Source organism: Psychrobacillus soli, assembly GCF_006861775.1.
GTDB classification, from domain to species: domain Bacteria; phylum Bacillota; class Bacilli; order Bacillales_A; family Planococcaceae; genus Psychrobacillus; species Psychrobacillus soli.
On record NZ_VDGG01000004.1, the window covers coordinates 38,875 to 52,772 of the forward strand.

The 13,898-nt window shown below is 39.9% G+C and carries 12 protein-coding genes; 10 read left to right on the forward strand and 2 right to left on the reverse strand.

Going from position 1 to position 13,898, the window contains the following annotated elements:
• Positions 1-24: 24 nt before the first annotated feature.
• The 4 genes from icmF to FG383_RS02740 all read left to right on the forward strand — a co-directional run bounded on the left by icmF (position 25) and on the right by FG383_RS02740 (position 6,234).
• Positions 25-3,282 (forward strand): fused isobutyryl-CoA mutase/GTPase IcmF, encoded by a 3,258-nt coding sequence (icmF, locus tag FG383_RS02730; protein WP_142605317.1) that lies wholly within the window; start codon positions 25-27, stop codon positions 3,280-3,282.
• 357 nt (positions 3,283-3,639) lie between these two features.
• Positions 3,640-3,798 (forward strand): hypothetical protein, encoded by a 159-nt coding sequence (locus tag FG383_RS20810; protein WP_185907832.1) that lies wholly within the window; start codon positions 3,640-3,642, stop codon positions 3,796-3,798.
• 72 nt (positions 3,799-3,870) lie between these two features.
• Positions 3,871-4,404 carry a DNA-directed RNA polymerase subunit delta gene (gene rpoE, locus FG383_RS02735; protein ID WP_185907828.1) on the forward strand — a complete coding sequence of 178 codons (534 nt, stop codon included), beginning with the start codon at positions 3,871-3,873 and terminating at the stop codon, positions 4,402-4,404.
• Positions 4,405-4,638: 234 nt separating this feature from the next.
• Entirely contained in the window at positions 4,639-6,234 is a 1,596-nt protein-coding gene (locus tag FG383_RS02740; RefSeq protein WP_142605319.1) for a CTP synthase, read from the forward strand.
• 305 nt (positions 6,235-6,539) lie between these two features.
• Here the strand turns inward: FG383_RS02740 and FG383_RS02745 are convergent, their stop codons facing one another.
• Positions 6,540-6,857 carry a hypothetical protein gene (locus FG383_RS02745; protein ID WP_142605320.1) on the reverse strand — a complete coding sequence of 106 codons (318 nt, stop codon included), beginning with the start codon at positions 6,855-6,857 and terminating at the stop codon, positions 6,540-6,542.
• A gap of 471 nt (positions 6,858-7,328) precedes the next feature.
• Complete coding sequence (locus tag FG383_RS02750; RefSeq protein ID WP_142605321.1) at positions 7,329-7,844, reverse strand: DUF2529 family protein; 516 nt, start codon at positions 7,842-7,844, stop codon at positions 7,329-7,331.
• Between the two features lie 171 nt (positions 7,845-8,015).
• On the opposite strand from FG383_RS02750, the gene FG383_RS02755 reads away from it, so the two are divergent.
• The 6 genes from FG383_RS02755 to rho all read left to right on the forward strand — a co-directional run bounded on the left by FG383_RS02755 (position 8,016) and on the right by rho (position 13,856).
• The gene (locus FG383_RS02755) at positions 8,016-8,372 is read left to right on the forward strand and encodes a response regulator (RefSeq protein ID WP_142605322.1); all 357 of its coding nucleotides are present in this window, start codon (positions 8,016-8,018) and stop codon (positions 8,370-8,372) included.
• 108 nt (positions 8,373-8,480) lie between these two features.
• Positions 8,481-9,338, forward strand: a complete 858-nt coding sequence (locus tag FG383_RS02760; RefSeq protein ID WP_142605323.1) for a class II fructose-bisphosphate aldolase — start codon at positions 8,481-8,483, stop codon at positions 9,336-9,338.
• 86 nt (positions 9,339-9,424) lie between these two features.
• Positions 9,425-10,072 (forward strand): fructose-6-phosphate aldolase, encoded by a 648-nt coding sequence (gene fsa, locus FG383_RS02765; RefSeq protein ID WP_142605324.1) that lies wholly within the window; start codon positions 9,425-9,427, stop codon positions 10,070-10,072.
• A gap of 19 nt (positions 10,073-10,091) precedes the next feature.
• Positions 10,092-11,369: a UDP-N-acetylglucosamine 1-carboxyvinyltransferase gene (locus tag FG383_RS02770; RefSeq protein WP_142605325.1), complete on the forward strand. Its 1,278-nt coding sequence runs from the start codon at positions 10,092-10,094 to the stop codon at positions 11,367-11,369.
• A 118-nt stretch (positions 11,370-11,487) separates the two neighbouring features.
• Positions 11,488-12,450 carry a class II fructose-bisphosphatase gene (gene glpX, locus FG383_RS02775; RefSeq protein WP_142605326.1) on the forward strand — a complete coding sequence of 321 codons (963 nt, stop codon included), beginning with the start codon at positions 11,488-11,490 and terminating at the stop codon, positions 12,448-12,450.
• 122 nt (positions 12,451-12,572) lie between these two features.
• A complete protein-coding gene (gene rho, locus FG383_RS02780; RefSeq protein ID WP_142605404.1) occupies positions 12,573-13,856 on the forward strand; it encodes a transcription termination factor Rho in 1,284 nt (427 codons plus the stop codon).
• Positions 13,857-13,898 lie beyond the last annotated feature (42 nt).

The window sequence follows — 13,898 nt, forward strand, 5'->3', positions numbered from 1 at the left end:
GTCACAAAACAAAGGGGGAGCAACATGTCTTCTGTAGAAGTATATCGTCCAAAAAATCACGTTCGTTTTGTCACAGCTTCTAGTCTTTTTGACGGGCATGACGCATCGATTAATATTATGCGCCGTATTTTACAGGGGAGCGGAGCAGAAGTAATTCACTTAGGTCATAATCGTTCCGTTGAAGAAGTCGTAAATGCGGCAATACAAGAAGACGTTCAGGGGATAGCGATCTCTTCTTACCAAGGGGGACATGTTGAGTATTTTAAATATATGAAGGATTTACTCGTGGAACGTGGCGCACCGCATATTCAATTATTTGGCGGTGGTGGTGGCGTAATCATACCGAAAGAAATAAAGGAATTGGAAGAGTACGGGATATCCGGTATTTTCTCACCAGAAGATGGACGTAAACTAGGTCTCCAAGGAATGATCAATCAAATACTTCAAGCATGTGATGTGCCTACTAAAGCAACGGGTGCTAAGGAGCAAATTGAAGCTGTTTCCACGGAAAGTCCAGAAGTACTTGCCCATTTAATCACCATTGCAGAGGAAGCACACCAAACGGGAGATGCCGAGGCAAAAGCGATGATTCAACATGCGAAAAGTATTTCGAAAGGTACACCAGTGCTTGGTATTACAGGGACTGGTGGAGCAGGGAAAAGTTCGTTAACCGACGAATTAATTCGCCGATTCTTGCATGACCTGCCAAACAAAAAAATTGCGGTTCTTTCCATTGATCCAACCAAACAAAAAACAGGTGGCGCATTACTTGGTGACCGTATTCGTATGAACGCTATTTTCAATAAACGAGTGTTTATGCGGAGCTTAGCAACACGCGGATCTCGTACAGAATTATCCGGTGCACTTTCGGATGTGCTAGATGTCGTGAAAGTAGCAGGTTTCGATTTAATCATTGTTGAAACGAGTGGTATTGGGCAAGGGGACGCTGAAATTGCAAACGTATCGGATGTTTCGATGTACGTAATGACAAGCGAGTTCGGTGCACCGTCTCAACTTGAAAAAATTGACATGATTGACTATGCAGACTTAATCGTCATCAATAAATTCGAACGAAAAGGCTCCGAAGACGCACTTCGCCAAGTACAAAAGCAATATCAGCGCAGCCGAGAATTATGGCATGATAATTTAGATACAATGCCAGTTTACGGAACAATTGCTAGCCAATTTAATGATAAAGGAACGAATTCTTTATTTGCAGCGTTAGTTGGTGTGCTAAATGATAAGACTGGTACTGATTGGGAAACATCATACGAACAATTCGTGAAGACGCAAAAACAAAACGTCATAATTCCAAATGATCGTCACTACTACCTTCGCGAAATCACCGATACAGTTCGTAGCTACCATAAAAAGTCAGATGAACAAGTAGCATTTGCAAGAAGATTGTTCCAACTAGAAGGTGCCATAGAAGCGGTAAAAGAAAAAGCTGGGGACGATGCACTAGTAAAATCGTTGGAATCACTTGCATCGGGTGTCAAAGCCGAATTGACGGCAGAATCCAAACGTATTTTGGAAAACTGGACGGCTTTAAAAGAAGCGTATGCTGGAGATGAATTCGTCACAAAAGTTCGCGATAAAGAAATTCGGACCATACTTCGTACAGAAAGCTTATCCGGTCTTAAAATACCAAAAGTAGTCCTGCCAAAATTCGTCGATTACGGAGAAATTTTAAGATGGGTATATAAAGAAAATGTCCCAGGTTCATTCCCATATACTGCGGGGGTTTTTCCGTTCAAACGAGAAGGGGAAGATCCGAAACGTCAATTTGCTGGAGAAGGAACACCAGAACGTACAAATCGTCGTTTCCACTATTTATCCAAAGATGATGATGCCAAACGTTTATCCACAGCGTTTGACTCCGTAACACTTTACGGAGAAGATCCGGATCACCGTCCAGATATTTTTGGAAAAGTAGGAGAATCAGGTGTAAGCATTTGTACGTTAGAGGATATGAAAAAGCTATATGACGGTTTTGATTTATGCGCACCGTCAACATCTGTATCTATGACGATTAATGGACCGGCACCAATCATTTTAGCGATGTTCATGAACACGGCAATCGATCAGCAAGTGCGTATTAGAGAAGAAGAACTAGGACGTACATTGACGCTGGAAGAGTTTACGGAAGTGAAGACAAACACATTGCAAGTAGTTCGTGGAACGGTGCAAGCAGATATTTTAAAAGAAGACCAAGGTCAAAACACATGCATATTCTCTACAGAATTTGCACTACGTATGATGGGCGATATCCAACAATATTTTATCGACCAAAAGGTTCGAAATTATTATTCCGTATCGATTTCTGGATATCATATTGCAGAAGCTGGCGCCAATCCAATTTCGCAGCTGGCATTCACACTTTCCAATGGCTTCACGTATGTGGAGTACTATTTAAGTCGTGGTATGCATATAGATGATTTTGCACCAAACTTATCGTTCTTTTTCTCGAACGGTCTGGATCCTGAGTATACAGTAATCGGTCGGGTTGCTCGTCGTATTTGGGCAGTCGTGATGCGAGAAAAATACGGAGCAAATGAACGCAGCCAAAAGCTGAAGTACCATGTACAAACGTCAGGTCGTAGTTTGCATGCGCAAGAAATAGACTTTAATGATATTCGTACAACACTTCAAGCATTGATGGCACTGCAAGATAACTGTAATTCCCTTCATACAAACGCGTATGATGAAGCAATTACAACACCAACAGAAGAATCGGTTCGACGTGCAATGGCCATCCAAATGATTATTACAAAAGAACATGGCCTATCTAAAAATGAAAATCCACTCCAAGGTGCTTTCATCGTAGAAGAAATGACAGACCTTGTAGAAGAAGCAGTACTTGCTGAATTTGACCGCATGAACGATCGCGGCGGTGTCCTTGGTGCGATGGAAACACAATACCAACGTGGCAAAATTCAAGAAGAATCAATGTATTACGAAATGAAAAAACATACAGGCGAGCTACCAATTATCGGCGTCAACACATATTTAAATCCAAATCCTGCAACCGCCGAGGACATCGATAATATGGAAATTGCCCGCGCAACGACAGAAGAAAAAGAATCTCAAATTACAAATCTTCGTAACTTCCAAAAAAAGCACGAATCGGAAGCTGACATTGCACTTGCCAAGTTGAAACAAGTAGCAGTAACAGGTGGCAACATCTTCGAAGAGCTCATGTCCACAGTCCAAAAAGCAAGCCTAGGACAAATCACAAACGCACTATACGAAGTTGGCGGACAATATAGAAGAAATATGTAAAGGTTCATGACTGATAAGCTAAGACTTTGTTAAGAACAATTGTTAACTAGTCAGCAATTTCCATTGATTTTCGATGCAGGTGGCGACTCCAGTGGAGGCCAACAGGATGTTGGTCACAAAGGCGCTGCCACACGATGTGGCGTTTTTAGCCTTTGATCCTCTGTGTGAGTAAGATGAGACTTCACAACGTACGCGCAAGCGGCGGTGAAGGCTCATCACTCACCCCACGGAAAGCGTCTGCCTGCAGCGTAAATCCTGGTGGCAACAAGTTTAAAGAAAATTTTGTGTCTCGATGTATTATCGGGACACTTTTTTGTATAATGATATAAGTTGATTATGGAGTAGAGGAGAATAGGCGTGAAAAAACCAATTCAAATAATGATAGTTATTATACTCCTACTACTTACTATTTATCTGTATAATAGAAGACTGGCATCTATTCCATTACTATTGCTTTCTATTTACTTATTTTTATTGGCAGGTGCAAAGTTTTCCCTTTTCAAAAAGAATAAATGACTGTAGCATATAACATAATTGTTTGTATATAATGGGAAGTATCCAAACGGACAGAGAAAGGACGTGCACGATTTGAATTTTCGTGAAATGACAACAGCACAACTAGTAGAAGAATCGCTAATAGATATAGGATTTGCGATTTTAGAAGATAAGAAAAATGCATTAACATTAACAGATCTATTCGATGAAATTCAAAAACTAAATGGATTTACGGACGAAGAAATGGCGGAGCGTAAACCACAATTCTACACAGATATGAATATTGACGGCCGCTTTTTAGCAATTGCCGAAAACCAATGGGGACTAAGAGAATGGTACCCAGTCGAACAAATTGAAGAAGAAACTGCTCCTACTGTAAAAGTACGTAAAAAGAAAGCCAAAGCAGTGGAAGATGACGATTTAGACGATTTAGATGAAGACGAAATCGTATTCGAAGAAGAATTCGATGAGTTTATTGAAGACGAAGAAGATGAAGAGGAAGTAGTAGTGGACTTCGAAGAAGATATCGATGAAGAAATTGAAGAAGATATAATCGATGAAGACGAAGAAGACTTCGATATTATCGATGACGAAGAATTGGACGAAGAAGAGGAAGACGAAGAATAATTCTTGACATCTTCTTCTAATCGCTATAAGATTCTATTGGGCTCTTTTTAAAGAGACATTACTTATGTGCATATGCGCTCCCCTGCCAAAATAGCAGGCGGGGCGCTTTTTGTTGTTGTAAGACCTTATTCAAAAGCCCGTCCAAAAGCTTGCTGAATAAAGCATTGGTCAGATGCGAAAACTGGGCAAAACAAGCTAAGGCGAATTAGATATTATTTAGAGGAGGAAAAAATAATGACAAAATTTATTTTTGTTACTGGTGGAGTTGTATCTTCATTAGGTAAAGGAATTACAGCAGCATCACTTGGTCGTTTATTGAAAAACAGAGGATTAAATGTAACGGTTCAAAAATTTGATCCATATATCAATTTAGACCCAGGGACTATGAGCCCGTATCAACACGGGGAAGTTTTCGTTACAGATGATGGCGCAGAAACAGACTTAGACTTAGGTCATTACGAGCGTTTTATGGATATTAATTTAAATAAATATTCCAATATCACAACAGGGAAAGTGTACTCTTCCGTGTTAAGAAAAGAACGTCGTGGTGATTATAATGGAGCAACTGTACAAGTAATTCCACATATTACAAATGAGATTAAACAACGTCTATTCTTAGCTGCAAAAGAAACGCAGGCTGACATCGTTATCACAGAAATCGGTGGAACGGTTGGAGACATCGAATCTCTTCCATTCCTAGAAACAATCCGTCAAATGAAACGCGACGTAGGTAGCACTAATGTGATGTACATTCACTGTACATTAGTTCCATTTATAAAAGCTGCTGGTGAGATGAAAACAAAACCAACACAACATAGTGTAAAAGAATTACGCAGCCTTGGTATTCAACCAAACGTAATTGTACTTCGTTCGGAAATGCCAGTTCCTCAAGATATGAAAGACAAAATCGGGCTTTTCTGTGATATCAAACCAGAAGAAGTAATCGAATGTATCGATGCGGATTCATTATATGAAATCCCATTAAATCTTCAAGCCCAACATTTAGATCAAATTGTTGTGGATCATTTCCAACTTACTACGAAAGAAGCAGATATGACAGACTGGAAAGCATTAGTAGATGAAGTGAAATCTTTATCGAAAAAAGTGCGTATTGGTCTAGTTGGTAAATATGTAGAGCTTCAAGATGCATACATTTCTGTCGTAGAAGCGATGAAACATGCAGGATACCAATTTGATGCAGATATAGAAGTTAAATGGGTGAACGCAGAAGAAGTGAATGATGCAAATGTTGCAGAAATTCTATCTGATGTGGACGGCATCCTTGTTCCAGGTGGATTCGGAGACCGTGGTGTAGAGGGGAAAATCTCTGCAACTAGATTTGCTCGTGAAAACAACGTGCCTTTCCTAGGTATTTGTTTAGGAATGCAATTAGCAACAGTGGAATTTGCCCGTTCTATTTTGGAACTTCAAGGCGCACACTCTTCTGAGCTAGATCCAAATACAGCACATCCGATTATCGATTTATTGCCAGAACAAAAAGATGTGGAAGACTTAGGCGGAACCCTTCGTCTTGGATTATTCCCATGTAAACTTACGCCTGGTTCAAAAGCACACCAAGCTTACGGAGAAGAACTTGTATACGAACGCCATCGCCATCGTTACGAGTTCAACAACGAGTACCGCGAACAATTCGAAGCAGCAGGATTTGAGTTCTCTGGTACAAGCCCAGATGGTCGTCTAATCGAAATCATCGAGCTTCCAGATCACCCATTCTTCGTAGCTTCTCAGTTCCATCCGGAATTTGTGTCTCGTCCACGACGTCCACAACCATTATTCCGTGAATTCATCAAAGCATCTGTAGGCGAATAATATAAAAGAAGCAGTTCGACAACGTCGAGCTGCTTTTTTAGTGTGGATAAAGGGAATAATTGGCTAAAAGCAACCAAATCCGGTGGGAAAGCAACCAAACCGCCAGGCAGAGCAACCAGTTCACCATCGAAAGCAACCAATTGGAACGGGAGAGCAACCAAAGCGTATAGAACTAACTACTCTCTGAATGAATATCGAAAATGAATACACAAATTGGAAATAAATAGTTAAGAGCAATCAAATCAAGCATGGGAGCAATCAAATCCATAGCGAGAGCAACCAAACCACCAGACAGAGCAACCAGTTCAGCAGCGAGAGCAACCAATTGAAACGGGAGAGCAACCAAAGCGTATAGAACTAACTACTCTCTGAATGAACATCGGAATAAAGACACAAATTGGAAGTAAATAGCTAAGAGCAATCAAATCAAGCATGGAAGCAATCAAATCCATAGCGAGAGCAACCAAATCGCCAGGCAGAGCAACCAGTTCAGCAGCGAGAGCAACCAATTGGAACGGGAGAGCAACCAAAACTACTCTCTGAATGAATATCGAAAATGAAGATAATAATTGGAAAAAATAGCTAAGAGCAATCAAATCAAGCATGGAAGCAATCAAATCCATAACGAGAGCAACCAAATCGCCAGGCAGAGCAACCAGTTCAGCTTCGAGAGCAACCAGTTGGAACGTGAGAGCAACCAAACATATATAACTAACTACTCACTGAATGAATAGCGAAAATGAATACATAAATTGGAAATGAATAGCTAAGAGCAACTAAATCAAGCATGGAAGCAATTAAATTCATAGAAAGAGCAACCAAATCGCCAGGCAGAGCAACCAGTTCAGCTCTGAGAGCAACCAAACAGTATAGAACTAACTACAATCTGAATGAACACCAAAAATGAAAACACAAATTGGAAATAAATAGCTAAGAGCAATCAAATCAAGCATGAAAGCAATCAAATCCATAACGAAAGCAACCAAATCGCCAGGCAGAGCAACCAGTTCACCATCGAAAGCAACCAATTAGAAAGCCAAAGTATCCAAACAAAAAAACACCCAAAGAAATTTCTTTGGGCGTTTCCAATAAAATTATTCACCTAATAGCATTTCATCCAACTTCATCTTCACCGCTTCATACACAAACATTGCGCCCAGTGCATACGGCAACACTATGCGTGAACCATCTTCAGCAGGAAGCAAACCTTTCGCTAATTTCAATGAAATATATGTATAGGCAAGATTCGCTAACTTATTTTCTTCACTTACAGGCTCTGCAGCAAGCACGCTAAAAGGAATAAATAATGCACTTAAATGTTCCGCAAGAGCTATTGCTTCCTCATTTTCGGCAGATCGAACGATGATCCAAACGCGATCCGCACTTGTCAGCTGAACGGTTGGTGTCCAACTTTTCATACTAGGAAAGGGCTCTGCAGCTAATTGTGCATTGACAGAAATACTGGTCATTTCTCCAAACGTTGCAAAATAAATGCTTCCTTCTCTAGCGGCGGCTTGTGCTAATAGTCGAGCGGTTTCTTCTATATTCTCTTCCTCCGAAGTTGCAATACGTTGAAGAAGCCCTGTGAGTTGTGTTGTTAACATTTTCATTCTTTATTCACCTCATCTTCATAATAATTATAAAGGAAAAGTAAAAAAACGTCGCCTTTCTTCCTATTCGAATAAAAAATGGAAAAAAGATTAGGAATAAAGAAGGAATAGTAGGGAAAGTATCGAATAGTAGTATGAAAGTGGGAAATTCAAAAAAGGGGTTTGTTCATCATGAAACACATTTTAATTGTAGACGATCAACTAGGAATACGAATGCTCTTGAAAGAAGTTTTTTCACAAGTAAAATACGAAGTGAGTTTAGCGGCAAACGGTTTTGAAGCTTTGGAAATTGCGAATGCCGGGAAAATTGACGGAGTCTTATTAGATATGAAGATTCCGGGAATGGATGGTATTCAGATTTTAAAAAAGCTAAAAGAAAAGTGGCCTGATTTACCCGTAATGATGATGACTGCATACGGGGAGTTAAATGTAATCCAAGAAGCAATGGATTTAGGTGCCGCTCTTTATTTTACAAAGCCATTCGATATATTTGAAGTACGGGATGCCGTAATGAATTTATTGAAATAAAAAGCTCTACTAGCAGGCAGTGGAAAACATCGCCTTTTTTTGATATGATGAAAAAGATATAGGGATTAAAACAAAGTATGAAAAAGCGAATAGAGGAGGCCCATTTAAATGGCTTTAGTATCGATGAAAGAAATGCTTGAAAAAGGGAAAAAAGAAGGCTATGCTGTAGGACAATTCAATATTAACAATTTAGAATTTACACAAGCTATTTTACAAGCTGCTGAAGAAGAAAAGTCTCCAGTTATTTTAGGCGTTTCTGAAGGTGCAGCAAAATATATGGGCGGGTTTACTACAGTAGTACACATGGTAAAAGGATTGATGGAAGACTACAAAACAACCGTACCAGTAGCTATTCACTTAGACCATGGTTCTAGTTTTGAAAAATGTAAAGCGGCCATTGACGCAGGATTTACATCCGTTATGATAGATGCATCCCATCACCCGTTTGAAGAGAATGTAGAAATTACATCTAAAGTGGTGGATTATGCACATGCACATAACGTTTCTGTCGAAGCAGAGCTTGGCACAGTTGGTGGTCAAGAAGATGATGTAGTGGCAGATGGGGTTATTTATGCGGATCCAGCAGAATGTGCAGAACTTGTAAAACGTACGGCAATTGACTGTTTAGCACCAGCATTAGGTTCCGTTCACGGACCATACAAAGGGGAACCAAATTTAGGGTTCGAAGAAATGGAAGAAATCTCGAAACTTGCGGACCTTCCATTAGTATTACACGGTGGAACTGGTATTCCTACGCATGATATTACACGCGCTATTTCTCTTGGAACAGCGAAGATTAATGTAAATACGGAAAACCAAATTGCTGCTACAAAAGCAATACGTGCGTATTTGGCAGAAAATGAAAACCAATACGACCCACGTAAATACTTGACTCCAGGACGCGACGCGATTAAAACAACCGTAATGGGTAAAATGCGCGAATTTGGAAGCTCAAACAAAGCATAAGCAAGTCAACATAAACAACTTTAATGGAGAAGCGTTCATCTAAAGGACCTTCTCCTATTTGTCCATCATGAGGAGGAAATATTAATATGAAATTTTTTATCGATACAGCAAACTTTGACGAAATAAAAGAAGCACACGCATGGGGTATTTTATCCGGTGTCACAACAAACCCATCACTTGTTGCAAAAGAAAACATTTCTTTTCATGATCGACTACGTGAAATTACAGCACTTGTGGACGGTTCGGTTAGTGCAGAAGTAATTGCACTAGATGCTGAAGGAATGATTAAAGAAGGTAGAGAACTTGCTGCCATTGCTCCGAACATTACAGTTAAGCTACCAATGACACCAGAAGGCTTAAAAGCTTGTGCAGTATTTACAAAAGAAAATATTAAAACAAACGTAACGCTTATTTTCAGCGCGAACCAAGCATTACTTGCAGCTCGTGCAGGTGCCACATATGTATCACCATTTTTGGGGCGTTTAGACGATATTGGGCATGATGGAATGGAGTTAATCGCAAAAATTGCGCAAATTTTTGACATCCATCAAATCGATACAGAAATTATTGCTGCTTCCATTAGACATCCACAGCATATTACAGATGCTGCGTTAAATGGTGCGCATATTTCTACAACTCCATTTAAAGTATTACAACAATTATTTAACCATCCTTTAACAGACAAAGGGATTGAAGGGTTTCTAGCGGATTGGAACAATCGTAAAAGCGAGTAACAAGTCGAAGGAGAAACGTATGGAAGTTTATAAAATAAATGGCGGAAAACGCCTGAAAGGCACGATCAAAGTAAATGGAGCAAAAAATAGTGCAGTTGCATTAATACCTGCTTCTTTACTTGCAAATTCACCTGTTACCATTGAAGGCTTACCAGAAATTTTAGACGTTTGGACGTTAAAAGAAATTTTAGAAGAACTGGGAGCGAACGTAACGTTTGAAAACGGTACAATGACTATCGATCCAACAAATGTGGTCGATATCCCGCTCCCAAATGGCAATATTAAAAAATTGCGTGCTTCTTATTATTTAATGGGTGTCCTACTTGGAAAATTTAAAAAAGCAGCAATCGGCTTGCCAGGTGGATGTCATCTTGGCCCTCGTCCAATTGATCAGCATATTAAAGGTTTTGAAGCTTTAGGAGCGAATGTTTCCAATGAACATGGAGCCATTTACTTGCGTACAGAGGGATTAGTCGGCTCTAAAATCTATTTAGACGTCGTAAGTGTTGGAGCAACGATTAATATTATGCTTGCTGCTGTACTTGCAAATGGAAGAACGATCATTGAAAATGCTGCGAAAGAACCTGAAATTATAGATGTGGCAACGCTATTATCTAATATGGGCGCAAATATTAAAGGTGCCGGCACGAATGTCATCCGTATTGATGGTGTGAAAGAGTTGCATGGCACAAAGCATACAATTATTCCAGACCGTATTGAAGCGGGGACATTTATGATAATGGCAGCGGTTGCAGGAGACGGTGTAACGATCGATAATGTCATCCCATTCCATGTAGAAGCATTAACTGCTAAGCTCCGGGAAATGGGTATTAAAGTAGAAGAATACGAAGAGAAGATTTTCATTCCGAAATCGACGAACTTACAGGCAGTAGATGTGAAAACACTTGTCTATCCTGGTTTTCCGACGGATTTACAACAACCATTCTCCGTATTAATGACACAAGCTACTGGAACCTCCGTTATTACAGATAGTATCTACTCTGCCCGTTTTAAACAAATCGATGAACTTCGCCGTATGAATGCAGTTGGTCGAGTGGATGGTAGAACAGCAACCATTACAGGTCCGGTGAAGCTAGAGGCGGCAATAGTGCGCGCAAGCGATCTGCGAGCAGGAGCAGCACTCGTTATTGCTGGCTTACTCGCAGAGGGAGAAACAGAAATTCAAGATATTTTCCATATTGAACGCGGATACAGCAACATCATTGAAAAACTGCAAGGGCTCGGAGCAGACATTCGACGAGTAAAGATAAAAGAAGTAGAAGTAAACAACGAGTAAACCTACCTCCTAGCTAGAACATAGGTGCTTCCGTTTTTCTCTTAAAATATGCTACAATGATACAGGAAGAAAGTTAAGATCGGATTTTATTTACCGTAAAACGGGAGGCATATAATAGATGGAACGTAGTTTATCAATGGAACTAGTCCGAGTAACAGAAGCAGCAGCAATTGCATCAGCACGTTGGATGGGACTAGGATTAAAAAATGAAGCAGACGACGCAGCAACTACTGCAATGCGATCAGTTTTTGACACAATTCCAATGGAAGGTGTCGTTGTAATTGGGGAAGGGGAAATGGACGAAGCACCGATGTTATATATCGGAGAAAAGCTTGGTCTTGGAACTGGAGGTCCTCAAGTAGACGTAGCAGTCGATCCTTTAGAAGGTACAAATATCGTAGCTTCTGGTGGTTGGAATGCACTAGCAGTACTTGCAATTGCCGATCGCGGAAATCTACTTCACGCGCCAGATATGTATATGGACAAACTAGCTGTTGGTCCTGAAGCTGTTGGTCAAGTCGATATCAATGCACCAGTAATTGATAACTTAAGAGCAGTAGCACGTGCAAAAAACAAAGATATCCAAGACGTAGTTGCTACGATTTTAGGTCGTCCACGTCACCAAAAAATTATCGATGAAATTAGAGCTGCCGGTGCTCGCATTAAGTTAATCACAGATGGCGATGTAGCAGGAGCTATTAATACTGCATTTGATAACACAGGTGTAGATATTTTATTCGGCATGGGTGGAGCTCCAGAAGGAGTAATCTCCGCTGTTGGATTAAAATGTTTAGGCGGGGAAATTCAAGGGAAACTTGTACCACAAGATGAAGCAGAACTAGCTCGTTGTATTAAAATGGGTCTCAACGTAGAAAAAATATTACGTATGGAAGATTTAGTAAAAGGCGACGATGCAATTTTTGCAGCAACAGGAGTAACAGATGGAGAACTTCTTCGTGGTGTACAATTTAAAGGGGCTTTCGGTTCTACACATTCAATCGTTATGCGTGCAAAATCAGGCACAATTCGATTTGTAGAAGGACGCCATAGTTTAAACAAAAAACCGAATTTAGTTCTATAAGTGAAACTTCTCTTATGTATACCCGGTCTTTATGTACCGGGTATCCTCATAATAAACTTCATTCCTATTAAATCCGAAAAAAGAATTCACAACAAAATATAATAAAGAGTGGTGCGTTGCCGATGACACAAACGACGATAAATGAATTAGAAAACATGACGCTTAAAGAGCTTTATACACTTGCGCGCAAATACAAAGTGGCGGCTTACAGCAAACTAACAAAAAAAGAACTTATTTTTGCTATATTAAAATCCCGTGCCGAACAAGAAGGATTCTTCTTTATGGAAGGTGTCTTAGAAATAATTCAGCAAGAAGGTTTTGGATTCTTACGTCCGATTAACTATTCTCCTAGTTCCGAGGATATTTATATTTCTGCTTCTCAAATTAGAAGATTTGATCTACGTAACGGAGATAAAGTAACAGGAAAAGTACGACCTCCAAAAGAAAGTGAACGTTACTACGGCCTTTTACATGTAGAGTTAGTAAATGGAGAAGATCCAGAAATCGCAAAAGAACGTGTGCATTTCCCAGGACTTACACCATTATACCCAGATCGTCATATTAAATTAGAAAGCGTTCCTGAAAAGCTATCAACTCGAATAATGGATTTAGTAGCTCCGGTTGGATACGGTCAACGTGGATTAATCGTTGCTCCTCCAAAAGCAGGTAAAACATTACTAATAAAAGAAATTGCAAATGCGATTACGACTAATCACCCGAATGCGGAGTTAATTGTTTTATTAATAGATGAACGTCCTGAGGAAGTAACAGACATCGAGCGTTCCGTAAAAGCGGATGTAGTAAGTTCCACATTTGATGAGGTACCAGAAAATCACGTGAAAGTAGCTGAGTTAGTACTAGAAAGAGCAATGCGCCTAGTAGAACATAAGCGTGATGTTATCATCTTAATGGATTCTATTACACGACTTGCTCGTGCATATAATCTAGTAATTCCTCCAAGTGGTCGAACATTATCTGGTGGTATTGACCCAGCTGCATTCCACCGTCCAAAACGATTTTTCGGAGCAGCACGTAATATTGAAGAAGGTGGTAGCTTAACGATTCTTGCTACTGCTTTAGTAGACACAGGTTCACGTATGGATGAAGTAATCTATGAGGAATTTAAAGGAACAGGTAACTTAGAACTTCACTTAGATAGAAGCCTCGCAGAACGCCGAATTTTCCCTGCCATCGATATTCGCAGATCAGGAACAAGAAAAGAAGAGCTACTTATTCCAAAAGATCAGCTGGATAAACTATGGGCAATCCGCAAAACGTTTTCCGACTCATCCGATTTTGCAGAACGTTTCTTGAAAAAACTGCGCCAATCAAAAACGAACGAAGCATTTTTTGAACAACTCGCAGAAGAAATGAAAGCACATCGTAGTGGCAAAGTAACGCTTTAAAATAAAATAGTTGCAAGCGAATGAGAAAGATGATACTATATT